Source organism: Streptomyces sp. NBC_00510 (assembly GCA_036013505.1).
In the GTDB taxonomy this organism is placed as follows: domain Bacteria; phylum Actinomycetota; class Actinomycetes; order Streptomycetales; family Streptomycetaceae; genus Actinacidiphila.
Genome location: CP107851.1, coordinates 6,100,992 through 6,125,248, shown reverse-complemented (window position 1 = coordinate 6,125,248; position 24,257 = coordinate 6,100,992). Strand labels below are relative to the sequence as shown.

Genomic DNA, 24,257 nt, shown 5'->3' with positions numbered 1-24,257 from the left:
GTTAACGACCGCTAACGTGGTCGACAACACGTTAACGACCGCTAACTCCTCCGGGGGCCCGTGACATGGAAGCACCCGTCCTCGCCAGCGCCGCGGATCCGGCGAGCGAGGCCTACCGCGCCAACGAGAAGGCGCACGCCGAGCTGTCCGCGCGGCTGCGCGAGAAGCTCGCCGCCGCCGCGCTCGGCGGCGGCGAGAAGGCCCGCGCCCGGCACACCGCGCGCGGCAAGCTGCTCCCCCGCGACCGCGTGGACGGGCTGCTCGACCCCGGATCGCCCTTCCTGGAGCTCGCCCCGCTGGCCGCCGACGGCATGTACGAAGGCCAGGCACCGGCCGCCGGCGTCGTCGCCGGGATCGGCCGGGTCTCCGGCCGCGAGGTCGTGATCGTCGCCAACGACGCCACCGTCAAGGGCGGCACGTACTACCCGATGACGGTCAAGAAGCACCTGCGCGCCCAGGAGATCGCCCTGGACAACCGGCTGCCGTGCGTCTACCTGGTCGACTCCGGCGGCGCCTTCCTGCCGAAGCAGGACGAGGTCTTCCCCGACCGCGACCACTTCGGGCGGATCTTCTTCAACCAGGCCACCCTGTCCGCGCGCGGCATCCCGCAGGTCGCCGCCGTCCTCGGCTCCTGCACGGCGGGCGGCGCCTACGTCCCCGCGATGAGCGACGAGGCGGTGATCGTCCGCGGCCAGGGCACGATCTTCCTGGGCGGCCCGCCGCTGGTGAAGGCCGCCACCGGCGAGGTGGTCACGGCCGAGGAGCTAGGCGGCGGCGAGGTGCACTCCCGCACCTCCGGCGTCACCGACCACCTGGCCGAGGACGACGCCCACGCGCTGCGCATCGTGCGGAACATCGTGGCGACCCTGCCCGCCCGCGGCGCACTGCCGTGGACGGTCGGCCCCGTCGAGGAGCCCGCCGTCGACCCGGCCGGGCTCTACGGCGCGGTCCCGGTCGACTCGCGCACCCCCTACGACGTCCGCGAGGTCATCGCCCGCCTCGTCGACGGCAGCCGCTTCGCGGAGTTCAAGGCCGAGTACGGCACGACGCTGGTCACCGGCTTCGCCCGGATCCACGGCCACCCGGTCGGGATCGTCGCCAACAACGGCATCCTGTTCTCCGAATCGGCCCAGAAGGGCGCGCACTTCATCGAGCTGTGCGACCAGCGCGGCATCCCGCTGCTCTTCCTGCAGAACATCTCGGGCTTCATGGTGGGCCGTCAGTACGAGGCGGGCGGCATCGCCAAGCACGGCGCCAAGATGGTCACCGCGGTGGCCACGACCCGGGTGCCCAAGCTGACCGTGGTCATCGGCGGCTCCTACGGCGCGGGCAACTACTCGATGTGCGGCCGCGCCTATTCGCCGCGCTTCCTGTGGATGTGGCCCAACGCCAAGATCTCCGTCATGGGCGGCGAGCAGGCCGCCTCGGTGCTGGCCACCGTCAAGCGCGACCAGATCGAGGCGGCCGGCGACACCTGGGCGGCGGAGGACGAGGAGGGCTTCAAGGCCCCCATCCGCGCCCAGTACGAGGAGCAGGGCAACGCCTACTACGCGACGGCACGGCTGTGGGACGACGGGGTCATCGACCCCCTGCAGACCCGCCAGGTGCTGGGACTGGCCCTGACCGCGTGCGCCAACGCGCCGATTCCGCAACGCGATCCGCAAGCGCCGGGCTTCGGCGTCTTCCGGATGTAGGGGGAGCACTCAGATGTCAGCGATGTTCGACACCGTCCTGGTGGCCAACCGCGGCGAGATCGCGGTCCGCGTCATCCGCACCCTGCGGCGGCTCGGGATCCGTTCGGTCGCCGTCTTCAGCGATGCCGACGCCGGGGCACGCCATGTGCGCGAGGCCGACACCGCCGTGCGCATCGGCCCGGCGGCGGCCACCGAGAGCTACCTTTCGATCGAGCGGCTGCTGGCGGCGGCCGCCCGCACCGGCGCCCAGGCCGTCCACCCCGGCTACGGTTTCCTCGCCGAGAACGCCGCCTTCGCCCGTGCCTGCGCGGAGGCGGGGCTCGCCTTCATCGGGCCGCCCGCCCGGGCCATCGAGCTCATGGGCGACAAGATCCGCGCCAAGGAGACCGTCCGCGAGGCCGGGGTCCCGGTGGTGCCGGGCAGCAGCGGCAGCGGGCTCACCGACGAGCAGCTGACGGCCGCCGCCCTGGAGATCGGCACCCCCGTGCTGCTGAAGCCCTCCGCGGGCGGCGGCGGCAAGGGCATGCGCCTGGTGCGCGACACGGCCCTGCTCCCCGAGGAGATCGCGGCCGCCCGCCGCGAGGCGCGCGGCTCCTTCGGGGACGACACCCTGCTGGTGGAACGGTGGATCGACCGTCCCCGGCACATCGAGATCCAGGTGCTGGCCGACGGCCACGGCAACGTGGTGCACCTCGGCGAGCGCGAGTGCTCGCTGCAGCGCCGCCACCAGAAGGTGATCGAGGAGGCCCCCTCGGTCCTGCTGGACGAGACGACCCGGGCCGCCATGGGCGCCGCCGCCGTGCAGGCCGCGCTGTCCTGCGGCTACGTCGGCGCGGGCACCGTGGAGTTCATCGTCCCGGGCGCCGACCCCTCCGCCTACTGCTTCATGGAGATGAACACCCGCCTCCAGGTCGAGCACCCCGTCACGGAACTGGTGACCGGGCTGGACCTGGTGGAGTGGCAGCTGCGGATCGCCGCGGGCGAGCGGCTGTCCTTCGGACAGGACGAGGTCGCCCTGACCGGGCACGCCGTCGAGGCCCGGATCTGCGCCGAGGTGCCCTCGCGCAACTTCCTGCCGTCGGCGGGCACCGTGCTGGCGCTGGACGAGCCCGTCGGCGAGGGCGTGCGCGTCGACTCCGGGCTCAGTGCGGGCAGCGAGATCGGCACGTCCTACGACCCGATGCTCGCCAAGGTCATCGCGTACGGCCCCGACCGCCCGACGGCGCTGCGGCGGCTGCGGGCCGCCCTCGCCGGGACGACCGTGCTGGGCCTGGAGACCAACACCGGCTTCCTGCGCCGCCTCCTGGCCCACCCCGACGTCGTCTCCGGCGAGATGGACACCGGCCTGATCGACCGGGAGCTGGCGGGCCTGGTGCCTTCCGAGGTGCCCGTCGAGGTGTACGCGGCGGCCGCGCTGCTGCGCCACGCGGCCCTGGAACCGGCGGCGGCCGGCGGAGGCTGGCGGGACCCCTTCTCCGTGCCGAGCGGCTGGCGGCTCGGCGGGGAGCCCGCCTGGACCGACCACTGGCTGCGGGTACCCGGGTGCGAGGCCGTGCGGGTCCGCGTCCGCGGCAGCGCCCCGGAGGCCGAGGTGCGGATCGACGAGGCCGCCGCGGTGCGCGCCCGGCTGCTCCCCGGTTCCGGGCAGCGGATCACCGTCGAGTGGGACGGCGTCACGCACGCCTTCGACCACGCCGGCGACTGGCTGGGCAGGGACGGCGACGGCTGGCGCCTGCAGCCGTACGACCCGGTCGAGGCCGCGCTGCGCGGCGCGGCCGGGGCGGGCGGGGTGGACACCCTGGCCGCGCCCATGCCGGGCACGGTGACCGTGGTCAAGGTCGCCAAGGGCGACGAGGTCACCGCGGGCCAGAGCCTGCTCGTGGTGGAGGCGATGAAGATGGAGCATGTCATCACCGCCCCGCACGACGGCACCGTCACCGAGATCGACGTGACCCCGGGCAGCACCGTCGCCATGGACCAGGTGCTCGCGGTCGTCGCCCCGCACCAGGAGGAGGCCGAGTGATGGCCGTCGAGCGAACTCCCGGGCTGCCCATGTCCGTGCCGCTGGACGGGCTCCCGCGGCGGGTGCGCATCCACGAGGTCGGCGCACGTGACGGGCTGCAGAACGAGAAGGCCACGGTGCCCACCGAGGTCAAGGCGGAGTTCGTGCACCGCCTGGCCGACGCCGGGCTGACCACCATCGAGGCGACCAGCTTCGTGCACCCCACGTGGGTGCCCCAGCTCGCCGACGCCGAGCAGCTGATGCCGCTGCTGGACGACCTGGGCGACGGGGTCCGGCTGCCGGTGCTGGTGCCCAACCAGCGCGGACTGGAGCGGGCCCTGGCCCTGGGGGTGCGCGAGGTCGCCGTCTTCGGCAGCGCGACCGAGTCCTTCGCGAAGGCCAACCTCAACCGCACGGTCGACGAGTCGCTGGAGATGTTCGCGCCGGTCGTCGCCGCCGCCAAAGAGGCGGGGGCGAGGGTGCGCGGCTACCTGTCGATGTGCTTCGGCGACCCGTGGGAGGGCGCCGTGCCCGTCCCGCAGGTGGCCGCGGTGGCCCGCCGGCTCTACGACCTGGGCTGCGACGAGCTGAGCCTCGGCGACACCATCGGCGTCGCCACGCCCGGCCACGTCGTGGCGCTGCTCGACACCCTGACCGGCCTGGACGTGCCGGTCGAGCGGCTCGCCGTCCACTTCCACGACACCTACGGCCAGGCACTGTCCAACACCCTGGCCGCCCTCCGGCACGGCGTGGGCGTCGTCGACGCCTCCGCCGGCGGCCTCGGCGGCTGCCCGTACGCCAAGAGCGCCACCGGGAACCTCGCCACCGAAGACCTGGTCTGGATGCTCGACGGCCTCGGCGTCGAGACCGGGGTCGACCTCAGCCGCCTCACCGCCACCAGCGTGTGGATGGCGGAGCAATTGGGCCGACCGAGCCCGTCCCGTACCGTCCACGCCCTCTCCCACCAGGAGTGACCACAGCCATGACGACCGCCCACCGGCTCCCCGCCGAGTACGAGGAACTCCGCCGCACGGTGGAGGAGTTCGCGCACGACGTCGTCGCGCCGAAGATCGGCGAGTTCTACGAGCACGACGAGTTCCCCTACGAGATCATCCGCGAGATGGGCCGCATGGGCCTGTTCGGCCTGCCCTTCCCCGAGGAGTACGGCGGCATGGGCGGCGACTACTTCGCCCTCTGCATCGCCCTGGAGGAGCTCGCCCGGGTGGACTCCTCCGTGGCGATCACCCTGGAGGCGGGGGTCTCGCTCGGCGCCATGCCGGTCTTCCGCTTCGGCACCGAGGAGCAGAAGCGGCAGTGGCTGCCGCAGCTGACCGCCGGCGAGCAGTTGGGCGCGTTCGGGCTGACCGAGCCGGACTGCGGTTCCGACGCCGGCGGCACCCGCACCACGGCCCGGCTGGACGAGGCGACCGGCGAGTGGGTGATCAACGGCACCAAGAGCTTCATCACCAACTCGGGCACCGACATCACCTCGCTGGTCACGGTCACGGCCGTCACCGGCCGCAAGGAGGACGGCCGCCCGGAGATCTCCTCGATCATCGTGCCCTCCGGCACCCCGGGCTTCACGGTGTCGAAGAAGTACAGCAAGGTCGGCTGGAACGCCTCCGACACCCGTGAGCTGTCCTTCTCCGACTGCCGTGTGCCGGCCGCCAACCTGCTGGGCGAGCGGGGCCGGGGCTACGCCCAGTTCCTGCGCATCCTGGACGAGGGCCGGATCGCCATCGCGGCGCTGGCCACCGGTCTGGCGCAGGGCTGTGTGGACGAGTCGGTGGCGTACGCCAAGGAGCGCACCGCCTTCGGCCGCCCGATCGGGAGCAACCAGGCGGTCGCCTTCAAGCTCGCCGACATGGAGATGCGCGCCCACACCGCCCGGCTGGCCTGGCGGGACGCGGCGTCCCGGCTGGTCGCCGGGGAGCCCTTCAAGAAGGAGGCGGCGATGGCCAAGCTCTACTCCTCGGAGATCGCGGTCACCAACGCCCGCGAGGCCACCCAGGTGCACGGCGGCTACGGCTTCATGAACGAGTACCCGGTCGCCCGCATGTGGCGGGACTCCAAGATCCTGGAGATCGGCGAGGGCACCAGCGAGGTGCAGCGCATGCTGATCGCGCGCGAGCTCGGCCTTCCGGCGTAGTTTTCGCCACTCCCCTGCCCGATATCGGGCAGAAATCTTGCGATCAGCCTCCTCCTTCCCTCAGTATCGACCGGTGCTCGAACGCCGGACGACACATGACGACCTCGTCGACCACCTGGTGCGGACCACGCCGCTGCAACGCGGTGAGGCCGCCCGGGTGGTCCTCGACGTCCTGGCGTACTTCGACGAGACGGCCGAGGACTTCGTACGGCGCCGCCACCGCGAGCTACAGGCCAAGGGTCTGCAGAACGCGGAGATCTTCGGACAGATCACGGCCGAGCTGCCGTACCGGGCGGTCACCCCGCCCGAGTACTCACTGCGGCAGTTGCGCCGCATCGTCTACGGCTGACAGCGAGACCGGGCCGCCTCGAGCGACCGGGAGGGACGGAAACATGTGTGGAATCGTCGGCTACATCGGGAAGCGTGATGTCGCCCCGCTGCTGCTGGAGGGCCTGCAGCGGCTGGAGTACCGCGGTTACGACTCCGCGGGCATCGTGGTCGCCGGCAAGTCCGGCGGACTCAAGGCCGTCAAGGCCAAGGGCCGGGTCCGTGAGCTGGAGGCACGGGTCCCCAAGCGCTTCGCCGGTACCACCGGCATAGCCCACACCCGCTGGGCCACCCACGGCGCGCCCAGCGACGAGAACGCGCACCCGCACCTCGACACCGAGGGCAAGGTCGCCGTCGTCCACAACGGCATCGTCGACAACGCCGCCGAGCTGCGCGCCAAGCTGGAGGCCGACGGCGTGGTCTTCGCCTCCGAGACCGACACCGAGGTCATCACCCACCTCGTCGCCCGCTCCCAGGCCGAGTCCCTGGAGGAGAAGGTCCGCGAGGCGCTGAAGGTCATCGAGGGCACGTACGGCATCGCGGTCATGCACGCCGACTTCCCCGACCGGATCGTCGTGGCCCGCAACGGCTCGCCGGTGGTCCTCGGCATCGGCGAGAAGGAGATGTTCGTCGCCTCCGACGTCGCCGCGCTGATCTCCCACACCCGCCAGGTCGTCACCCTCGACGACGGCGAGATGGCCACCCTCAAGGCCGACGACTTCCGCACCTACACGACCTCGGGCACCCGCACCACGGCCACCCCCGAGACCGTGGAGTGGGAGGCCGCCTCCTACGACATGGGCGGTCACGACACGTACATGCACAAGGAGATCAGCGAGCAGCCCGACGCGGTCGACCGCGTGCTGCGCGGCCGGATCGACGACAAGTTCTCCACCGTGCACCTGGGTGGCCTGAACCTCGACGCCCGCGAGGCCCGCGGCATCCGCCGCGTGAAGATCCTCGGCTGCGGCACTTCGTACCACGCAGGGATGATCGGTGCCTCGCTGATCGAGGGCCTGGCCCGTATCCCCGCCGACTCCGAGCCCGCCTCCGAGTTCCGCTACCGCAACCCGGTCGTGGACCCCGACACCCTCTACATCGCCGTCTCGCAGTCCGGTGAGACGTACGACGTGCTGGCGGCGGTGCAGGAGCTCAAGCGCAAGGGCGCCCGTGTCCTCGGCGTGGTGAACGTGGTGGGTTCCGCGATCGCCCGTGAGACCGACGGCGGCATGTACGTCCACGCCGGCCCTGAGGTCTGCGTCGTCTCCACCAAGTGCTTCACCAACACCGTCGTCGCCTTCGCGCTGCTCGCCCTGCACCTGGGCCGCATCCGCGACCTGTCGGTGGCCGACGGCAAGCGGATCATCGAGGGCCTGCGCAGGCTGCCCGAGCAGATCCAGGAGATCCTCACGCAGGAGGAGGACATCAAGAAGCTGGCGGCCGAATACGCGGACGCCAAGTCGATGATGTTCATCGGCCGGGTGCGCGGTTACCCGGTCGCGCTGGAGGCGTCCCTGAAGCTGAAGGAGATCTCCTACATCCACGCGGAGGCGTACCCGGCCTCCGAGCTCAAGCACGGCCCGCTGGCCCTGATCGAGCCCGCGATGCCGACGGTCGCGATCATCCCGGACGACTCGCTGCTGGAGAAGAACCGCGCCGCGATGGAGGAGATCAAGGCCCGCAGCGGCCGGATCCTGGCGGTCGCGCACCAGGAACAGGCGAAGGCCGACCACACGCTTCTCGTCCCGAAGAACGAGGACGAGCTCGACCCGATCCTGATGGGCATCCCGCTCCAGCTGCTGGCGTACCACACGGCGCTGGCCCTGGGCCGGGACATCGACAAGCCGCGCAACCTCGCGAAGTCCGTGACGGTCGAGTAGCCGACGGCCCCGGCACGCACGAGGTCCCCCGCGCCCTTCGGCGCGGGGGACCTCGCCGTTGCCTCCCCGGACGTCAGGCCGCGTGCCCGCGGTGCGGCATGGCCAGCCGCCACCCGTCGGCGAGGGCGCGCCGGCCCCACGTGGCGTTGGTGAGCAGTGCGGTCCCGCCGTACCAGGCGACCGCGCCGGCCGCGAGGCCGACCCAGCCGGCCGCCTTGCCGAGACCGCTGTTGGAGGCGAGTGCCGCGATGCCGGACAGGGCCATGGCCACGGTCAGCAGCCCGAAGACCGCCTGCGCCACGCCGCCCATCTGCCACGCGGCCATGGTCAGGCTGAGCGCCAGCAGCGCCCACAGGAGCATGAAGAGCCCGGCGACCTCCTTGCTCGCGCCCGCGCCGGACCCCGCCGACCAGGTCACCCAGAAGGCGCCCAGTGAGGCGAAGGCGGTGCCGGTGAAGCCGTTGCCACCGTAGAACTCCCACATGCCGGCGACGAATTGCGTGACGCCGCCGACGACCAGGGCGAGCCGGGCGGCGTCCGCCGCCGCGGTGTTGTCGAATACGCCGGTGCCGAGCAGCCCGTAGGCGATCAGCGTCAGGCCGAGTGTCAGATATCCCAGAGCCGTAGCGCCGGCTCCTGCTGTGCGCGCCGTGGAGACGTCGTTGTCCACCGCGGGCCCCCTTCGTGTACGAGGGAAGGAAGAAACTGCAGATGAGATACCCTTCACAAGGGCACAAGCAATCCTGCGGAGGCCGTATTCACGGCGGCGTGCACCGAATCGTTATGGAATGACCACGACAGGCCGCTGGGCGCGCCGCGCGAGCCGTCCGGCGACCGACCCGAAGATCTTGCCGATGATCCCGTGCGTCCCACCCACCACGATGGCGTCGGCCTCGTACTCCCGGCCGACCTCCTCCAGCTCGTGGCAGATGTCGCCGCCGCGCTCGACCAGGATCCACGGGACCTCCGACAGGTGGTCGGCGCAGGCGAGTTCCAGGCCGAGCACCTCGGTGCGGTGGTCGGGGACGTCGACGAAGACGGGCGGCTCGCAGCCCGCCCACACGGTCGCCGGGAGCCGGTTGGCGACGTGCACGATGATCAGCGCCGAACCGGACCGGCGTGCCATGCCGATGGCGTACGCGAGGGCCCGTTCACTCGACACGGAGCCGTCGAAACCGACGACCACGCCGTGCCGGAACGCGGGATCACAGGAAGTGCGCGGCTCGCAGGCCGCCTCCGGAGCCGCCGCCGATTCGGCGAGCGGCTTTCCGTCGGCGGGCTCGGGGAGCTCGTAACCGGCCATGATGCGGTTTCTCGGCAAGGTCGGCGCCGGGAGCGCCGAGTGGGCGGACAACAACAGTGCGGGGGCCGCGGGACCGGCCTGATTTCGACCGGTAAGGGGCTGCCCTTCCCGCTGACTCCAGAGTACGGCGACTGGGGGCCCCTGCACAGATGCGCAGGTGCCCTCACAGCGTCCCCCTACCCCGGAGTTTCCAGGAGAATGCCGGAGCCGGCCGCCGAGCGCAACGCCCCGCCGCCAATCGGACAAGTCACCTCGCGCCCGGCCCTCTCCCGCTGTCCGCCTCCGGCCATATCCGGAATCGTCCTCCCGGCCGTGCGAGGCACAGGGGGCGCACTCGTTCTCCGGCCACACAAGGGGCGTACGACGGAGCGCTGACCAGGGGTGCGTACAGGACTTCCCATCATTTTCGGCCAACTTCCCTCTGCACAAGGGGACTTGGGATCATGTGCCACAACCCCCGCCGCCACCAGGGCGGAAGCGGAATGAGGGGGCGCACGGGCGTTGTGCGCCGGTTCCCCTCGCGGAAGGCACACTTCACGAGGGGAACGCTTCGTGATCGAATGCTTCACGCCACGTGGTCATGTCGACATACCGGCAGGTGGTGAACTTGCCACTGCGGGTACAGCGGAACCAGTAGATTCGATCTTGAGTGACAACGGCGGGGGACCCGTGCAGGACCGAGAGGACCAGACGACCGAGGGGGGCTTGAGCTCCATGACACAGGAGTCCAGGACCGGCACCATGGCGGAGATCCAGTCGGCCGCCGGCATGTCCACCGCACCGTCCGCGTCGACGGGGGCACCGGGCGTCCCGCACGTCCCGGGAGCGTCCGGCGTCCCGGTGAGCACCTCCGTTCCGTCAGGCCCGGCCGGCCCGTCCGCCACCGCCCAACAGGGCCGCGGACCACGGAAGTTGTCGGCACGACGCCGTCAGGAGGTCGTCGCCGTACTGCTGTTCAGCGGCGGCCCGATCTTCGAGAGCTCGATCCCGCTCTCCGTGTTCGGCATCGACCGCCAGGACGCGGGCGTGCCGCGCTACCGGCTGCTGGTCTGCGCCGGTGAGGACGGCCCGCTGCGCACCACCGGCGGGCTGGAGTTGTCGGCCCCGTACGGGCTGGAGGCGCTGTCGCGGGCCGGCACGGTCGTCGTGCCCGCCTGGCGCTCGATCTCGCAGCCGCCGCCCGCCGAGGCGCTGGACGCGCTGCGCCGCGCCCACGAGGAGGGCGCGCGCATCATCGGGCTGTGCACCGGCGCCTTCGTGCTCGCCGCCGCGGGGCTGCTGGACGGCCGCCCGGCCACCACGCACTGGATGTACGCGCCGACCCTCGCCAAGCGCTATCCGTCCGTCCACGTCGACCCGCGCGAGCTGTTCGTCGACGACGGCGACGTCCTCACCAGCGCGGGCACCGCCGCCGGCATCGACCTGTGCCTGCACGTCGTACGCAGCGACCACGGCGGCGAGGCCGCCAACGCGCTCGCCCGCCGGCTGGTCGTGCCGCCGCGGCGCGGCGACTGGGGCGGCCAGCCCCGGCACCTCGACCGCTCTTTACCGGAGGAGATCGGCGGCGACCCGCTCGCCGAGGTCGTCGCCTGGGCGCTGGAGCACCTGCACGAGCAGTTCGACGTGGAGACCCTCGCCGCCCGCGCCTACATGAGCCGCCGCACCTTCGACCGCCGCTTCCGCACGCTGACCGGCAGCGCGCCGCTGCAGTGGCTGATCACCCAGCGCGTCCTGCAGGCCCAGCGGCTGCTGGAGACCTCCGACTACTCCGTGGACGAGGTCGCCGCGCGCTGCGGCTTCCGCTCGCCCGTCGCGCTGCGCGGTCACTTCCGCCGCCAGCTGGGCTCCTCCCCCGCCTCGTACCGGGCCGCCTACCGGGCCCGGCGCCCGCAGGACGACCCGGACCCCGGGCTCGCCGCCGCCCGGGAACCGCGCGGCGGCGAGGCGGCCGGCGGCCCGGTGCCGGCCCCGCGCCGCAGCCCCGTGCCCACCGCGGACCGCGGTCACGGCGGGGTGCTGCAGATCGCAGGACAGGCCGGTCCCGGCGGTGGCCCGGGCACGGCCAAGACCGACGCCGAGCCGCCCTACGCGACGCGCATCCCGGAGCAGCCCGGCAGCCGGTTCGACGCCCGCGAGCCGCACGGCGCCCGGCGGCCGCGCGGCGACCGGGACGGCCGTGACGGACGCAGCCGCAGCGCGACTATGCCTGCTCCGCGGGATCGCCCCGTAGGGTGAGACGTATGAACGACCGGATGGTGTGGATCGACTGCGAGATGACCGGGCTCTCCCTGGCCCAGGACGCTCTGATCGAGGTGGCGGCGCTCGTCACCGACTCGGAGCTCAACGTGCTCGGCGAGGGGGTGGACATCGTCATCCGTCCGCCGGCCGAGTCGCTGGAGAGCATGCCGGAGATCGTCCGCACGATGCACACCGCCTCCGGCCTGCTGGAGGAGCTCGACGGCGGGGTGACGCTGGAGGAGGCGGAGAAGCTGGTCCTGGACTACGTCCGCCAGTACGTGGCCGAGCCCCGCAAGGCGCCGCTGTGCGGGAACTCGGTCTCCACCGACCGCGGCTTCCTCGCCCGCGACATGCCCACGCTCGAGCAGCACCTGCACTACCGCATCGTGGACGTCTCCTCCATCAAGGAGCTGTCCCGGCGCTGGTACCCGCGCGCCTACTTCGCCAGCCCGGAGAAGAACGGCAACCACCGCGCCCTCGCCGACATCCGCGAGTCCATCGCGGAGTTGCGCTACTACCGTGAGGCGGTCTTCGTGCCCCAGCCCGGGCCGGACACCGACACGGCGCGCTCGATCGCCGCGAAGTACGTCCTGCCTGCGGAAACCTCGGACTGAGCGACCCACGGAAAACGTGGCAGCGAGCACCCCTCCGGACCCTGTACACTTTTTCTCGGCCGGTGGGAAGCAGTAGGAATCACCGGTCATGGTGGGTGTAGCTCAGCTGGTAGAGCACCTGGTTGTGGTCCAGGATGCCGCGGGTTCGAGTCCCGTCACTCACCCTCACCGAGGAAGGCCCGGCCTGCAGAAGCAGGCCGGGCCTTCGTCGTCCCCGGGCCTTCGGGACCCCGGGCGGGGCGGGTCAGCCCGCGACCGCCTCGGCGGCGGCGAGCGCCGGCTGCCAGGGGTACTCCGGGCCGGACCCGGCGTCGCCGAAGAGCACCGTGACCCCGGCGGCGCGCAGGGTCTCCAGCGAGCGCTCGTACTGCGGGTGCTGCATGAGCGCCGCGTTCACGGACGGCATCGCCACCATCGGGACGCGCTTGCCGATGCTCTCGGCGAGGGTGCCGGCCACGAACGTCTCGGTCAGGCCCAGTGCCCATCCGTTGATCGTGTTGAAGGTGGCCGGGGCCACCAGGATCACGTCGGCCGGGGGCCAGACCTCGGGCCCGCCGGGCAGCGGGTACTCGTGGCGCACCGGGCGGCCGGTCAGCGCGGCCAGTCCGTCCAGGCTCGGCTCCAGCCAGCGGGCCGCGGTGGGCGTCAGGCCGAGGCAGACGTCCCAGCCGCGCACCTGGGCGTCCTCGATGACGCGCGCGACGTCGAAGACGGAGGGGGCGGCACCGGCGAAGAGGTAGAGGGTCCGAGTCATGCGGACCACCCAATCGCGGGAAGTGGATCTTACGCAACCGTACGGAGGACCGGACGTCCGGAGGGCCTCACGGGGCCCAGTGGTACTTGCCCCCGCCGAGCCAGCGCACGGCCTGGGGGTCGTCGAAGTCGACGTGCTCCCGCCCGGCGTCGAGGGCGATGCGGACGACGTCGAGCAGGTCATGGGCGATGCCGACGGGTTCCCCGTCGATCTGCACGATGCGGAAGGGCGGGTCCCCGGCCTGGACGGGGGACACGACGATCGGGGTGGTGCTCACCCGTCCAGCTTGCGGCACCCCGGCGCCCGGCGCACCCGAAGTGGCCCTGCCGCACGACGGGTGAATGGCCCTCGGCGAGTCCGGGCCCGCGCTCGTAGCGTGGAGGGCATGAGCACCGAGCCCTCCCGTACGGCCCTCGCCTCCCGACTCCGCGCCCTGCACGTGCCGGGCCACCCGCTGGTCCTGCCGAACGTCTGGGACGCCGCCTCGGCGCGTGCCGTGGCCGACGCGGGCTTCCCGGCGGTCGCCACCGGGAGCGCGGCCGTGGCGCCCACCCTGGGCTACGAGGACCAGGAGGACACGCCCGCGGACGAGATGTGCGCCGCGGTCGCCCGCATCGCCCGTGCCGTCCCCGTACCGGTGACGGCCGACATGGAGCGGGGCTACGGGCTGCCGCCCGCGGAGCTGGCGCAGCGGCTGGCCGCGACCGGCGCCGTGGGCTGCAACCTGGAGGACACCGACCACCGTACGGGGCTGCTGGCCGACCCCGGGGAGCAGGCGGCTTACATCGCCGCCCTGCGCGCGGCGGCCCCGGAGCTGGTGATCAACGCCCGGACGGACTGCTTCCTCCGCGGCGGCGCCGGTCCCGCGGAGCGGCTGGCGGACGCGGCGGGCCGGGCACGGGCGTACCTGGAGGCGGGCGCGGACTGCGTCTACCCGATCGGGGCGCTGGACGAGGCCACCGTCCGGGCCGTGGTCGAGGCCGTGGACGGCCGCCCGGTCAACGTGCTGTCCCGGCCGGGCGGGCCCTCACCGGCCCGTCTGGCGGAGCTGGGGGTGGCGCGGATCAGCTTCGGCCACCAGCTCCACCAGCTGGTCCAGCGGTACTTCGCCGCGCTCCTCGCGACCGTGGCGCGCGGGGACAGTCCCTTCCCCGAGGGCTGACGGCACCTCAGCCGTCCGTGCGCGGGGGCGACTCGTCGTTGCCGCGGCGCACGGTGCGCAGCGGACCGCCGGGCCGCCACACCTGCAGGACGAGGTCGGGGTCCTCGACGTAGGTGCGCACGACCTCTGCGATGTCGGCGCGGAAGAGGTGGAAGGGCCCTTCCGGCACCGTCACCTCGCCGGTGAAGCGGGCGATCGTCGCCGGGTCGGTGACCTCGACGGCGCGTCCGGAGATCCGCACGTCGCCCCCGTCCATGGAGGTGTCGGGGCCGGGGTTGACGTGGAGCGCGAAGCGCGGGTCGCGGCGCAGGTCGAGGGCCTTGCGGGAGCCGGGCATCATGCCGAGCCACAGCTCGCCGAGCCGGAACTCGGCCTCGATGCCGCTGAGCCGGGGTGAGCCGTCGGCACGGAGGGTGCCGAGGACGTGGTGCTTGTAGCCGCCGAATCGGGTGCGCACGGCCTCGGCGAGGCCGGGCTGTGCTTCCTGGAAGTCTGTCCAGCTGGTCGTCATGCCGCCATGCTCCCCGGCATACCCGACATCCTCTGTCGGCATTGCCGGGGCGGTGTCACTCCTCGCCCGGAAGGCGGCGGGCCGGGGCGTCGCCCTGGCCCTGGCGGGCGGCCTGCCAGATCCCGCGGAGGCGGTCCAGCTCGGCCAGTTCGGCACGCGACCAGGTGCGCCGGCCCGCGACGTACCGCCGTATGGCCTCATTGGCGGCTTCGACGGAGCGGCGGTCCAGAACGGTCGGTGGCATGTCTTGATTTTAGGAGAGGGGTGTGACAAAGAGCCGCGGTTGGCGCCCCGTGGGCCCATGTCACACCGTGAGCCTCCTCACGTGACGGGGCTCACTCCCCGGCATCCGGGCCAACTCCTCCGGGCGCACGCCTCACTTGGCACTACGGTCCGCCGGGACCGGCGAGGGCGCGCCCACGCGCCCGACCGGCGCCCCGGCCCCACGGCGGGCCGTTCCGGGTCCGTGCGCCCGCCCCGGCTCCGGAGTGGCGGTCACGCGGACTCGCGGCGCACCAGTTCGGTCGACAGCACGACGTGCCGGCGGGTGGCGGTGCTCGCCGCGATCTCCTCCAGCAGCACCCGCGCCATGGTGCGGCCCATCTCCTCGATCGGCTGCCGCACGCTGGTCAGGGGCGGGTCGGTGTGGCGCGCGATGGCGGAGTCGTCGAAGCCGATCAGCGCCACGTCGTCGGGCACCCGCCGGCCCCGCTCGCGCAGCACCTGCAGCGCGCCGCCGGCCATGACGTCCGAGGCCGCGAAGACCGCGTCGACGTCGGGGCGGCGCTCCAGCAGCGCCCGCATCGCGGCGCGGCCGCCCTCCTCGGTGAAGTCGCCGGCCGCGACCAGCGCGTTGTCGTGGACCAGCCCGGCGGCCTCGACCGCCTGGCGGTAGCCGTCGAGGCGGCAGCGGGCGACGTACATGTCCAGGGGGCCGGTGATGGTCGCGACGCTCCTGCGCCCGAGCCCCAGCAGGTGGGCGACCGCCGAACGGGCGCCGCCGACGTTGTCGGAGTCGACGTACGACACCGACTCCAGGTCGGAGCGGCGGCCGCTGAGCACCGTCGGCATCTCCAGCTGCTCCAGCAGGTCGGGCAGCGGGTCGTCCTCGTGCACCGAGGCCAGCAGGACGCCGTCGACCCGGTGGGCGGTGAGGTACTGGGCGAAGCGCTGCCGTTCCTTGGGCGTCCGCAGCAGCGTGAGCAGCAGCTGCATGTCGGTGTCGGCGAGCTCGGCGCCCACGCCCCGGATGATGTCGGAGAAGTACGGCTCCGCGAAGAGCCTGGTCTCGGCCTCCGGGATGACCAGGGCGATCGCGTCCGTCCGGTTGCCCGCCAGGGCGCGCGCCGCGCGGTTGGGGACGTAGCCGAGCTCGGCGATGGCGGCCTCGACCGCGGCCTTGGCATGGTCGCTCACCCGAGGTGATCCGTTGATCACCCGGGAGACGGTGCCCCGGCCCACTCCGGCCCGCGCGGCGACCTCTTCGAGCGTCGGCCTGCCGCTGCGCCGTCCGCCGATCACCATTGCGGCCTCCCAATCACGAGGTGGTAACTGCGCCAACTTAGAGCGTCTGCTCCCTTGACACCTCATCGGGGAACGGAGACTCTTCAACACATCACATGTGGGAGCGCTCCCACACTAGCGAACACGTACACTTCCCGCACGTATCCCGGAGGACCCGAATGCGCACGACAAGGAAGTCGTCCCGGCCACGAGGCCGTACCGCTGCCGTAGCGATAACCGCGGTGGCCGCGCTCGGAGTGAGCCTGCTCGCCGGCTGCTCCAAGGACAGCGACGAGCCCGCCAAGGCCGGTGGCTCGGAGGGTGACGGCAAGGGCAAGATCACCCTCACGGTCGGCACCTTCGGTGTCTTCGGCTACAAGCAGGCCGGTCTGTACGAGGAGTACGAGAAGGCGCATCCGAACATCACGATCAAGGAGAACGTGATCGAGCGGAACGACGCCTACTACCCGCAGCTCCTCACCCACCTCGCCGCCGGCAGCGGCCTGAGCGACATCCAGGCCATCGAGGTCGGCAACATCAACGAGATCGTCACCACCCAGGCGGCGAAGTTCGAGGACCTCTCCAAGGCCGAGGGCGTCGAGAAGTCGAACTACCTCGACTGGAAGTGGGCCCAGGCCAGCACCTCCGACGGCAAGACCATCGGCCTCGGCACCGACATCGGCCCGATGGCCATCTGCTACCGCACCGACCTGTTCAAGAAGGCGGGGCTGCCCACCGACCGCGCCGAGGTCGGCAAGCTGTGGGCCGGTGACTGGAGCAAGTACCTGGACGCGGGCAAGACCTACACCGAGAACGCGCCCAAGGGCACCACGTTCCTGGACTCGTCCGCCGGTCTCTACCAGGCGATCAGCAACTCCGCCTCCGAGCGCTACTACGACAGCAGCGGCAAGGTCATCTACAAGACCAGCCCCTCCGTGAAGGAGGCCTGGGACCTGGCCATGGAGGCCACCACCGGCAAGATGACGGCCAAGCTGAAGCTGTTCGACAAGGCCTGGGACCAGGGCTTCGCCAACGGCCGCTTCGCCTCGCTCCCCTGCCCGTCGTGGATGCTCGGCTACATCCAGGAGAAGGCCGGCGACGCGGGCAAGGGCAAGTGGGACGTCGCCGCCGCGCCGAAGCCCGCCAACTGGGGCGGCTCCTTCGTGGGCGTGCCCTCGGCCGGCAAGAACAAGGAAGAGGCCGTGAAGCTGGCCGCGTGGCTGACCGCCCCGGCGCAGCAGGCCAAGGTCTTCGCCAAGCAGGCGAGCTTCCCGAGCGCCCCGGGCGCCTATGACCTGCCCGAGGTCAAGGACGCCAAGCACGAGTACTTCAACAACGCGCCGATCGGCCAGATCTTCGCCGACGCGGCCAAGAGCATCCCGACCCTGGTGATCGGTCCGAAGGACCAGCAGATCTACACGGCCATCACCGACGTCGGCATCCTGCAGGTCGAGCAGCAGGGCAAGACCCCTGCTCAGGGCTGGGCGGCTGCCGAGAAGGAAATCGACAACGCACTGGACCAGTGACCCGCATGGCTTCGGAGATCTCCGACATGACCGCAGTGACCGCGCCCCCCTCCGAGGGGGGCGCGGCCCCGCGCGGCGGCTCCGGCCGTCCGCGCGACGCACGTGACGAGCGACGCGGCCGCTGGCGCAGCCGCCGCTACCGGTGGGACGTCAAGGCGATGCCGTACGCCTTCGTCTCGCCCTTCTTCCTGTTCTTCGCCGCCTTCGGCCTCTTCCCGCTGATCTACACGGGCTGGTCCTCCTTCTACCGGGTGGAGCTCACCAACCTCGACGCGCGCGAGTTCGTCGGCTTCCACAACTACACCCGTCTGCTGGAGGACGAGTTCTTCTGGAACGCCCTGAAGAACACGTTCACCATCGGTGTGATCTCGACCGTCCCGCAGCTGCTCATCGCGCTGGGCCTGGCCCACCTGCTCAACTACAAGCTGCGCGGCTCGACCTTCTTCCGGGTCGCGATGCTCACCCCGTACGCCACGTCGGTGGCCGCCGCGACGCTGGTCTTCACGCTGATGTTCGGCACCGACTACGGCATGATCAACTGGGCGCTGGAGCACCTCGGGTTCAGCAACCACATCGACTGGCGGGCGGGCACCTGGTCCTCCCAGATCGCCGTCTCGTCGATCGTGATCTGGCGCTGGACCGGTTACAACACCTTGATCTACCTGGCCGCCATGCAGGCCGTGCCGCACGATCTGTACGAGTCCGCCGCCCTGGACGGCGCCTCGCGCTGGCAGCAGTTCCGCCACGTGACCATCCCGATGCTGCGGCCGACGATCCTCTTCACGATCGTGGTCTCGACGATCGGTGCCACCCAGCTGTTCGGCGAGCCGTTCCTCTTCGGCGGCCCCGGCGGCGAGAAGGGCGGCTCCTCCCACCAGTTCCAGACGCTGGGCCTGTACCTGTACGAGCAGGGCTGGACGAACTACCACCTCGGGCGGGCCTCGGCCATCGCCTGGGCGATGTTCCTGATCCTGCTGCTGATCGCCGCCGTCAACGGGCTGGTCGCCCGCTGGCTGCGCAAGAACCACGAGGGGTGACGACGATGGCCACCATCTCGACCAACCCGGCGGATCAGGCGGCCGGCGCAGCGGACGCGCCCCGCAAGGCGAAGCGCCGCACCCCCGGGGCGCCCAAGGCCGGACGGCAGCTGCACGCAGGCCCGTTCACCTACATCGTGCTGATCGTCTTCACGGCGATATCGCTCTTCCCCCTGGTGTGGACCGCGATCGCCGCCTCCCGGACGAACTCGCGGCTGGCGCAGACCCCGCCGCCGTTCTGGTTCGGCTCGAACCTCTTCGGCAACCTGCAGACCGCGTGGACCGAGGCCAACCTCAGCACGGCGCTGCTGAACACGGCCATCGTCGCCGGCAGCATCACCATCGGCACGGTGCTGTTCTCGACGATCGCCGGCTTCGCCTTCGCCAAGCTGCAGTTCAAGATGAAGAACTTCCTGCTCATGCTGACCATCGGCACCATGATGGTGCCGCCGCAGCTGAGCGTGGTGCCGCTGTTCCTGTGGATCGCGGACCTGGACTGGACGAACCACCTCCAGGCGGTGATCCTGCCTACCTTCGTCAGCGCCTTCGGTGTCTTCTTCATGCGGCAGTACCTCTCCCAGGCGCTGCCCACCGAGATCATCGAGGCCGCCCGCGTCGACGGCGCCAGCAGCCTGCGGATCGTCTGGCACGTGGTCTTCCCGGCCGCCCGGCCCGCGATGGCGGTCCTGGGCATGCTGACCTTCGTCGCGGCCTGGAACGACTTCTTCTGGCCGATCATCGCGCTGACCCAGGAGAACCCGACCGTGCAGGTCGCGCTCACCAGCCTCGGCCGCGGCTACATCCCCGACGAGTCCGTCATCATGGCCGGCGCGCTGCTCGGCACGCTCCCGCTGCTGCTGGTCTTCGTGATCTTCGGCAAGCAGATCGTCGGCGGCATCATGCAGGGCGCGGTCAAGGGCTGAGCCCTCCCCGGCCACGGCCGCGCCCCTTCCCCCTTACTTCCTCTTGTTCACTCGTTCCGATGGGAGCGCTCCCGTATGACAGCGTCCGACATCCGTCCCGCAGCGAGCGGCACCGCCGCGGCAAGCGGCCACCAGTTCCCGCCCGGCTTCCTGTGGGGCGCGGCCACCGCCGCGTACCAGATCGAGGGCGCCGCTGCCGAGGACGGGCGCACCCCGTCGATCTGGGACACCTTCAGCCACACCCCCGGCAAGGTCTTCGAGGGCCACAGCGGCGACGTGGCCGCCGACCACTACCACCGTTTCCGTGACGACGTACGGCTCATGGCCGACCTCGGCCTGAGCGCCTACCGGTTCTCCGTCTCCTGGTCCCGCGTCCAGCCCACCGGCCGTGGGCCGGCGGTGGAGCGCGGCCTCGACTTCTACCGCGCGCTCACCGACGAGCTGCTGGAGCACGGCATCCAGCCGGCCGTCACCCTCTACCACTGGGACCTGCCGCAGGAGCTCGAGGACGCCGGCGGCTGGCCCGCCCGCGACACCGCGGAGCGCTTCGGCGAGTACGCGCGGATCGTCGCCGAGGCCCTCGGCGACCGCGTCCAGCTGTGGACCACCCTCAACGAGCCCTGGTGCAGCGCCTTCCTCGGCTACGGCTCCGGCGTCCACGCCCCGGGCCGCACCGACCCGGTCGCCGCCCTGCGCGCCGCCCACCACCTCAACCTCGGCCACGGCCGCGCCGCCGAGGCGCTGCGCTCGGTCCTCCCGGCCCGCGCCCAGCTCGGCATCACGCTCAACCTGCACCAGGTCCGCGCGCTCACCGGCTCCCCCGCCGACGTGGACGCCGCACGCCGCATCGACGCCGTCGGCAACCGGGTCTTCACCGGCCCCCTGCTCAAGGGCGCCTACCCGAAGGACCTGCTCGAGGACACCCGCGGCCTGACCGACTGGTCCTTCGTCCAGGACGGCGACCTCGCCGCGATCAAGCGCCACCCGCTGGACGTGCTCGGCATCAACTACTACACGCCCACCCTGGTGTCGGACGGCGCTTCCGTCGACGGGCCGCGCAGCGACGGCCACGGCTCCAGCGCGTTCTCCCCCTGGCCGGGCGCGGACGACGTCGCCTTCCACCAGCCCCCGGGCGAGCGGACCGCGATGGGCTGGTCCGTCGACCCCACGGGCCTGTACGACCTGCTGATGCGGATGAACCGCGAGTTCCCCGACCTGCCGCTGCTCATCACCGAGAACGGCGCGGCCTACGAGGACTCCGTGGGCCCCGACGGCGCCGTGCACGACCCCGAGCGCGTGGAGTACCTGCGCGTCCACCTGGAGGCCGTCCACCGCGCCATGCGCAGCGGCGCCGACGTGCGGGGCTACTTCCTGTGGTCCCTGATGGACAACTTCGAGTGGGCGTACGGGTACAGCAAGCGCTTCGGCGCGGTCTACGTCGACTACGAGACGCAGGAGCGCATCCCGAAGTCCAGCGCCCACTGGTACGCGGGCGTCGCCCGCGCGGGCGCGCTCCCCGACGCGGCGGAGGCGGACACCGCGTCGTGACGGACCGGCGGGACGCGGCGCACTACTCGGAGGGGGGTGCCGCGTCCCGTCCCACGCCGCGGAGGAACTCCGTCCACGCGGCGGGGGTGAAGGAGAGGAAGGGGCCGTCCGGGTCCTTGCTGTCCCGGACGTGCACGCGGTGGGGGGTGGTGGCGACCTCGACGCAGTTGCTGCCTTCGGTGTCGCTGTACGTCGACTTGCGCCAGGACAGTTCGCCGCTCATGCCTCACCCGCCATCCGCTTGATGAACCGCGCCGATTCGTCGGCGCCGAGGGCCTCCGTCCGGATCATGCCATGCCGTTGCGTCAGCGCACCCACCTGTTCGGGGTCCGCTGTCAGCAGGCTGAGGGACTGCCCCTCCGTGAGGGCGAGGCGTTCGTGCTCCCGGGTCTCCAGCAGCACGAGGGGCCCGTTGAGTCCGGGGTGAGCACCGGCGACGAAGGGCAGCACCTGCAAGGAGACGTTGCGCAGCTCGGCCACCTCCAGCAGGTGCAGAAGCTGCCGCTTCGCCGTGTCCGTGCCGCCCACGGGACAGCGCAAGGCCGCCTCGTACACCACGAAGCTGAACTCGGCGGGTGGACTGCGCCGCAGCAGTGACTGGCGTTCCAGCCGTGCCCGGACCCGTTCTTCCAGGGTCGCGTCGTCAAGCGGAGGCCGGTGCGCTCCGAGCAGCGCGCGCACGGTGGCCTCGATCTGGAGCAGCCCGGGGATCAGCAGTGGTTCGTACGACCAGAGGCTCACCGCCTCCGCCTCGTAGCGGAAGAAGTCCTGGGACCTCGCCGGAAACCTCTCCGGCTTGAGGTACGCCTCCGCTGCGGCCAGCTTCCCCTGGGCCCCGCACAGATGATCCGCGATCTGCAGGAAGCGGGAACTGGGTCGGCGGCGGCCCTGCTCCATGGACTTCACGGTCTCGTAGCCGTACGCCGCCTCGCGCGCCAACTGCTCGCGCGTGACGCCCGCTTGCTCACGCCAGAGCTTGACCTGGTTGCCGCAGTACCGCCACGCCATCGGCGGCTGGGTCACCTCGCCGGTCATACGCACCCACCCCCGCACTCTCCGTGGTCACAAGACTACGGAACGACGCTGTCAGTCGCGTCCGAAGCTGTGGAAGCGGCCGATGGCGGTGAAGCCGCGGCGCGCGTACCAGTTCCGGGGCCAGTCGTCCGCGTCGGCGACGAGGAAGCGGGTGGCGCACCCGGCATCGACGGCCTGGCGCAGCGCCGTGGACAGGACGGCGTCGGCGTGGCCGCGGCCGAGGTGGGCCTCGGAGGTGATGAGGTCCTCGATCTGGGCGGTGCCTGAGGCGGGGTCGATGTAGAGGTCCGCCCAGGAGGCGACGTCTCCCTCGGGCGTCCGCGCGCCGATGAAACGGACGACGTCCGCACCGCGCCGGCGGACCTCGCGGCGGTCGACGAGCTGGCGGATGACCTCGTCGTCGGCCTCCGGGAGGAAGCCGCGCCAGCGCCGGGCGAGGGGGGTGCGGAAGGCGTCGAGGTCCACTTCCGCCGCGGGGCCGCCGTCCGGTACCGGGCCGGTGTGCAGCATGACGAGCTCGGCGGAGTGGTGGTAGCCGGCGCGGATCAGGGGCGCGGCGCAGGCGGTGCCCGTGGCGTCGTCCAGGACGGTGATCGCGCGGTGCTTCAGGTGGCCCAGCGTCTCGTCGGCGAGGGCGGGCAGCGCCTCGGGATCCACGGCGCCGTCCACGACCACGTGGTTGTTGCCGTGCGAGTGCGCGTAGGCGTCGTCGAGGACGGCGTAGCCACCGGGGAGGTCGACGGTGCGCGCGGCCTGACGGCGGGCGAAGGCGGCGACGAAGGCGCGGATCTGCGGCATTTGCGGTCCTGACATGGGGGCAGCCTAGGCCGGACCGCTAGGGTCGCGTGCCATGGCGATACAACTCTTCGACGCCGACGAGGCTTTCGTGGACCGGATGATCGCTCTGGCGGGCCTGCCGTGGAGCCGCCGGGCGGTCGAGGACGCGTTCGTGGCCAACGGTTGGGAGGTCCCGGAGGACGAGGAGGAGGGGCCGGACATCGGCTGGTGGGAGGTCCAGTTCCTCCCCGGGCCTGAGGAGGGCGTCGACGACTGGTGGCTGGAGCTGGGCGAACGGCCCGGCTGCATGGACGACGGTTCCCCCGACGCCGTGTGCGCCCACGCCGGATGCGGTGCGGGGAGCTACGTCCTGCACCCCTTCGCGTACTTCGCCGACCCCGAAGACCCGGCCGAGTGGGACAACGAGTTCGGGCCCTGGCACAGCCGCCCCGACGTGCGGCACGAGGCGACGGCGGAGGACCACGACGCCGAGTACCGGCGGGTGGCCGCGCTGCTGCGCGACCGGCTCGGCGAGCCGGAGCCCGCGGGACCCTGGCCCTACGAGGACATCGACGCCATTCGGCACGTCCGCTGGTCGCGGGGCGACGCGTACGTGATCCTCCTCGACGGGAACGACGCCATGTCGTACGGCGCCTACCGCCGCGCGGGCGTCGCCGTCCGGCCGAAGCGTTAGGTTCGCCGTCATGGCCGTGCAACTCCGGGACGTCGACGACGATCTGCTGGACCGGATCATCGAACTGGCGGACCTGCCCTGGAGCTACCGGGCCTTCGAGGACGCGTTCGTGCGCAACGGATGGCACCACGTGGGTGCGGGCGGGGAGCCCGTCATCGGCTGGCTCGACGCCTGGCCGATCGGTGGGCACTGGCTGGAGCTCGGCGAGTACCCGGGCTGCGGGGACGACACCGACGCGGTGTGCGACCACCCGGAGTGCCGTACGGACTGCTCGATCGTGCTGCCGTTCGCGTACGTCACGGAGGGCGAGATCCCCGAGGGGTGGGACGCGGACGGCGGTGTCGACGCGTACGAGGCCGCGTGGGACCGGATGGCGCGGCGGCTGAGCGCCCGGCTCGGCGCACCTGAGCCGCCCGGGCCGGACACCGAGGTGTCCGAGTTCGCGTCCCGGTCCGTGGTGTGGTCGCGCGGCGAGGCGTGGGTCGTGCTGCTCGACGGCGACGACCCCTTCTCCTACGGCCCCTGGCGGCGGGCGGGCATCGAGGTCCGCCCCCGGTCGGACGGCGGGGAGGCGTAGCGG

At 71.9% G+C, this 24,257-nt stretch carries 25 protein-coding genes and 1 tRNA gene; 16 read left to right on the top strand and 10 right to left on the bottom strand.

Annotation, left to right across the window (positions count from 1 at the left end):
• The first annotated feature begins 65 nt into the window (after positions 1-65).
• From OG937_27685 to glmS, 6 genes are all read left to right on the top strand, one after another.
• Positions 66-1,694, top strand: coding sequence for a methylcrotonoyl-CoA carboxylase (locus OG937_27685; protein WUD75204.1), 1,629 nt, complete (start codon positions 66-68; stop codon positions 1,692-1,694).
• A gap of 22 nt (positions 1,695-1,716) precedes the next feature.
• On the top strand, positions 1,717-3,717 hold the full coding sequence (locus tag OG937_27680) for an ATP-grasp domain-containing protein (protein ID WUD78904.1): 2,001 nt from the start codon (positions 1,717-1,719) through the stop codon (positions 3,715-3,717).
• Entirely contained in the window at positions 3,717-4,670 is a 954-nt protein-coding gene (locus OG937_27675; GenBank protein ID WUD75203.1) for a hydroxymethylglutaryl-CoA lyase, read from the top strand. Before OG937_27680 ends, OG937_27675 begins: the two co-directional genes overlap by 1 nt.
• An 8-nt stretch (positions 4,671-4,678) precedes the next feature.
• Entirely contained in the window at positions 4,679-5,845 is a 1,167-nt protein-coding gene (locus tag OG937_27670; GenBank protein WUD75202.1) for an acyl-CoA dehydrogenase family protein, read from the top strand.
• A gap of 73 nt (positions 5,846-5,918) precedes the next feature.
• Positions 5,919-6,194, top strand: coding sequence for a hypothetical protein (locus OG937_27665; GenBank protein ID WUD75201.1), 276 nt, complete (start codon positions 5,919-5,921; stop codon positions 6,192-6,194).
• Positions 6,195-6,237: 43 nt separating this feature from the next.
• A complete protein-coding gene (glmS, locus tag OG937_27660; protein WUD75200.1) occupies positions 6,238-8,052 on the top strand; it encodes a glutamine--fructose-6-phosphate transaminase (isomerizing) in 1,815 nt (604 codons plus the stop codon).
• 73 nt (positions 8,053-8,125) lie between these two features.
• Here the strand turns inward: glmS and OG937_27655 are convergent, their stop codons facing one another.
• Both OG937_27655 and OG937_27650 read right to left on the bottom strand, forming a co-directional pair.
• The gene (locus OG937_27655; protein ID WUD75199.1) at positions 8,126-8,722 is read right to left on the bottom strand and encodes an acetate uptake transporter; all 597 of its coding nucleotides are present in this window, start codon (positions 8,720-8,722) and stop codon (positions 8,126-8,128) included.
• A 111-nt stretch (positions 8,723-8,833) separates the two neighbouring features.
• Positions 8,834-9,355, bottom strand: coding sequence for a universal stress protein (locus tag OG937_27650; protein ID WUD75198.1), 522 nt, complete (start codon positions 9,353-9,355; stop codon positions 8,834-8,836).
• Between the two features lie 714 nt (positions 9,356-10,069).
• On the opposite strand from OG937_27650, the gene OG937_27645 reads away from it, so the two are divergent.
• From OG937_27645 to OG937_27635, 3 genes are all read left to right on the top strand, one after another.
• Complete coding sequence (locus OG937_27645; protein ID WUD75197.1) at positions 10,070-11,590, top strand: helix-turn-helix domain-containing protein; 1,521 nt, start codon at positions 10,070-10,072, stop codon at positions 11,588-11,590.
• A gap of 5 nt (positions 11,591-11,595) precedes the next feature.
• Positions 11,596-12,207, top strand: coding sequence for an oligoribonuclease (gene orn, locus OG937_27640; GenBank protein WUD75196.1), 612 nt, complete (start codon positions 11,596-11,598; stop codon positions 12,205-12,207).
• A gap of 91 nt (positions 12,208-12,298) precedes the next feature.
• Positions 12,299-12,371 (top strand) — tRNA-His (locus tag OG937_27635).
• A gap of 80 nt (positions 12,372-12,451) precedes the next feature.
• Here the strand turns inward: OG937_27635 and OG937_27630 are convergent.
• A complete protein-coding gene (locus OG937_27630) occupies positions 12,452-12,961 on the bottom strand; it encodes a flavoprotein (protein ID WUD75195.1) in 510 nt (169 codons plus the stop codon).
• Between the two features lie 67 nt (positions 12,962-13,028).
• On the bottom strand, positions 13,029-13,238 hold the full coding sequence (locus OG937_27625; GenBank protein WUD75194.1) for a hypothetical protein: 210 nt from the start codon (positions 13,236-13,238) through the stop codon (positions 13,029-13,031).
• 108 nt (positions 13,239-13,346) lie between these two features.
• Here OG937_27625 and OG937_27620 point away from each other — a divergent pair, with 108 nt between their 5' ends.
• Entirely contained in the window at positions 13,347-14,123 is a 777-nt protein-coding gene (locus OG937_27620; protein ID WUD75193.1) for an isocitrate lyase/phosphoenolpyruvate mutase family protein, read from the top strand.
• 7 nt (positions 14,124-14,130) lie between these two features.
• Here the strand turns inward: OG937_27620 and OG937_27615 are convergent, their stop codons facing one another.
• From OG937_27615 to OG937_27605, 3 genes are all read right to left on the bottom strand, one after another.
• Positions 14,131-14,634 (bottom strand): pyridoxamine 5'-phosphate oxidase family protein, encoded by a 504-nt coding sequence (locus OG937_27615; GenBank protein ID WUD75192.1) that lies wholly within the window; start codon positions 14,632-14,634, stop codon positions 14,131-14,133.
• Positions 14,635-14,689: 55 nt separating this feature from the next.
• Positions 14,690-14,878, bottom strand: coding sequence for a hypothetical protein (locus OG937_27610; protein ID WUD75191.1), 189 nt, complete (start codon positions 14,876-14,878; stop codon positions 14,690-14,692).
• Positions 14,879-15,129: 251 nt separating this feature from the next.
• Positions 15,130-16,158, bottom strand: a complete 1,029-nt coding sequence (locus OG937_27605; protein ID WUD75190.1) for a LacI family transcriptional regulator — start codon at positions 16,156-16,158, stop codon at positions 15,130-15,132.
• Positions 16,159-16,316: 158 nt separating this feature from the next.
• On the opposite strand from OG937_27605, the gene OG937_27600 reads away from it, so the two are divergent.
• The 4 genes from OG937_27600 to OG937_27585 all read left to right on the top strand — a co-directional run bounded on the left by OG937_27600 (position 16,317) and on the right by OG937_27585 (position 21,171).
• Positions 16,317-17,663, top strand: a complete 1,347-nt coding sequence (locus OG937_27600) for an extracellular solute-binding protein (protein WUD75189.1) — start codon at positions 16,317-16,319, stop codon at positions 17,661-17,663.
• A 26-nt stretch (positions 17,664-17,689) separates the two neighbouring features.
• Positions 17,690-18,700, top strand: a complete 1,011-nt coding sequence (locus OG937_27595; protein WUD75188.1) for a sugar ABC transporter permease — start codon at positions 17,690-17,692, stop codon at positions 18,698-18,700.
• 5 nt (positions 18,701-18,705) lie between these two features.
• Positions 18,706-19,623, top strand: a complete 918-nt coding sequence (locus OG937_27590) for a carbohydrate ABC transporter permease (GenBank protein WUD75187.1) — start codon at positions 18,706-18,708, stop codon at positions 19,621-19,623.
• 75 nt (positions 19,624-19,698) lie between these two features.
• The gene (locus tag OG937_27585; GenBank protein WUD75186.1) at positions 19,699-21,171 is read left to right on the top strand and encodes a GH1 family beta-glucosidase; all 1,473 of its coding nucleotides are present in this window, start codon (positions 19,699-19,701) and stop codon (positions 21,169-21,171) included.
• 22 nt (positions 21,172-21,193) lie between these two features.
• On the opposite strand, the gene OG937_27580 is transcribed toward OG937_27585, so the two are convergent.
• From OG937_27580 to OG937_27570, 3 genes are read right to left on the bottom strand one after another with little or no spacing between them, the layout of a single operon-like run.
• Complete coding sequence (locus OG937_27580) at positions 21,194-21,394, bottom strand: DUF397 domain-containing protein (protein WUD75185.1); 201 nt, start codon at positions 21,392-21,394, stop codon at positions 21,194-21,196.
• Entirely contained in the window at positions 21,391-22,206 is an 816-nt protein-coding gene (locus OG937_27575) for a helix-turn-helix transcriptional regulator (protein WUD75184.1), read from the bottom strand. Before OG937_27575 ends, OG937_27580 begins: the two co-directional genes overlap by 4 nt.
• 51 nt (positions 22,207-22,257) lie before the next feature.
• Positions 22,258-23,019, bottom strand: coding sequence for a GNAT family N-acetyltransferase (locus tag OG937_27570; GenBank protein ID WUD75183.1), 762 nt, complete (start codon positions 23,017-23,019; stop codon positions 22,258-22,260).
• A gap of 37 nt (positions 23,020-23,056) precedes the next feature.
• Between OG937_27570 and OG937_27565 the strand changes: the two genes are divergently transcribed.
• Positions 23,057-23,677 carry a hypothetical protein gene (locus OG937_27565; GenBank protein ID WUD75182.1) on the top strand — a complete coding sequence of 207 codons (621 nt, stop codon included), beginning with the start codon at positions 23,057-23,059 and terminating at the stop codon, positions 23,675-23,677.
• A gap of 10 nt (positions 23,678-23,687) precedes the next feature.
• Positions 23,688-24,254, top strand: a complete 567-nt coding sequence (locus tag OG937_27560) for a hypothetical protein (protein ID WUD75181.1) — start codon at positions 23,688-23,690, stop codon at positions 24,252-24,254.
• Positions 24,255-24,257: the final 3 nt, after the last annotated feature.

Bases quoted from the DNA above. Each gene is read 5' to 3' on its own strand.
- orn (WUD75196.1), top strand. From the start codon at position 11,596: ATGAACGACCGGATGGTGTGGATCGACTGCGAGATGACCGGGCTCTCC.
- OG937_27595 (WUD75188.1), top strand. From the start codon at position 17,690: ATGACCGCAGTGACCGCGCCCCCCTCCGAGGGGGGCGCGGCCCCGCGC.
- OG937_27610 (WUD75191.1), bottom strand. From the start codon at position 14,878: ATGCCACCGACCGTTCTGGACCGCCGCTCCGTCGAAGCCGCCAATGAG.
- OG937_27615 (WUD75192.1), bottom strand. From the start codon at position 14,634: ATGACGACCAGCTGGACAGACTTCCAGGAAGCACAGCCCGGCCTCGCC.
- OG937_27560 (WUD75181.1), top strand. From the start codon at position 23,688: ATGGCCGTGCAACTCCGGGACGTCGACGACGATCTGCTGGACCGGATC.
- OG937_27650 (WUD75198.1), bottom strand. From the start codon at position 9,355: ATGGCCGGTTACGAGCTCCCCGAGCCCGCCGACGGAAAGCCGCTCGCC.
- OG937_27575 (WUD75184.1), bottom strand. From the start codon at position 22,206: ATGACCGGCGAGGTGACCCAGCCGCCGATGGCGTGGCGGTACTGCGGC.
- OG937_27590 (WUD75187.1), top strand. From the start codon at position 18,706: ATGGCCACCATCTCGACCAACCCGGCGGATCAGGCGGCCGGCGCAGCG.
- OG937_27670 (WUD75202.1), top strand. From the start codon at position 4,679: ATGACGACCGCCCACCGGCTCCCCGCCGAGTACGAGGAACTCCGCCGC.
- OG937_27620 (WUD75193.1), top strand. From the start codon at position 13,347: ATGAGCACCGAGCCCTCCCGTACGGCCCTCGCCTCCCGACTCCGCGCC.
- OG937_27565 (WUD75182.1), top strand. From the start codon at position 23,057: ATGGCGATACAACTCTTCGACGCCGACGAGGCTTTCGTGGACCGGATG.
- OG937_27600 (WUD75189.1), top strand. From the start codon at position 16,317: ATGCGCACGACAAGGAAGTCGTCCCGGCCACGAGGCCGTACCGCTGCC.
- OG937_27630 (WUD75195.1), bottom strand. From the start codon at position 12,961: ATGACTCGGACCCTCTACCTCTTCGCCGGTGCCGCCCCCTCCGTCTTC.
- OG937_27605 (WUD75190.1), bottom strand. From the start codon at position 16,158: ATGGTGATCGGCGGACGGCGCAGCGGCAGGCCGACGCTCGAAGAGGTC.
- OG937_27645 (WUD75197.1), top strand. From the start codon at position 10,070: ATGACACAGGAGTCCAGGACCGGCACCATGGCGGAGATCCAGTCGGCC.
- OG937_27685 (WUD75204.1), top strand. From the start codon at position 66: ATGGAAGCACCCGTCCTCGCCAGCGCCGCGGATCCGGCGAGCGAGGCC.
- OG937_27680 (WUD78904.1), top strand. From the start codon at position 1,717: ATGTTCGACACCGTCCTGGTGGCCAACCGCGGCGAGATCGCGGTCCGC.
- OG937_27675 (WUD75203.1), top strand. From the start codon at position 3,717: ATGGCCGTCGAGCGAACTCCCGGGCTGCCCATGTCCGTGCCGCTGGAC.
- glmS (WUD75200.1), top strand. From the start codon at position 6,238: ATGTGTGGAATCGTCGGCTACATCGGGAAGCGTGATGTCGCCCCGCTG.
- OG937_27570 (WUD75183.1), bottom strand. From the start codon at position 23,019: ATGTCAGGACCGCAAATGCCGCAGATCCGCGCCTTCGTCGCCGCCTTC.
- OG937_27585 (WUD75186.1), top strand. From the start codon at position 19,699: ATGACAGCGTCCGACATCCGTCCCGCAGCGAGCGGCACCGCCGCGGCA.
- OG937_27580 (WUD75185.1), bottom strand. From the start codon at position 21,394: ATGAGCGGCGAACTGTCCTGGCGCAAGTCGACGTACAGCGACACCGAA.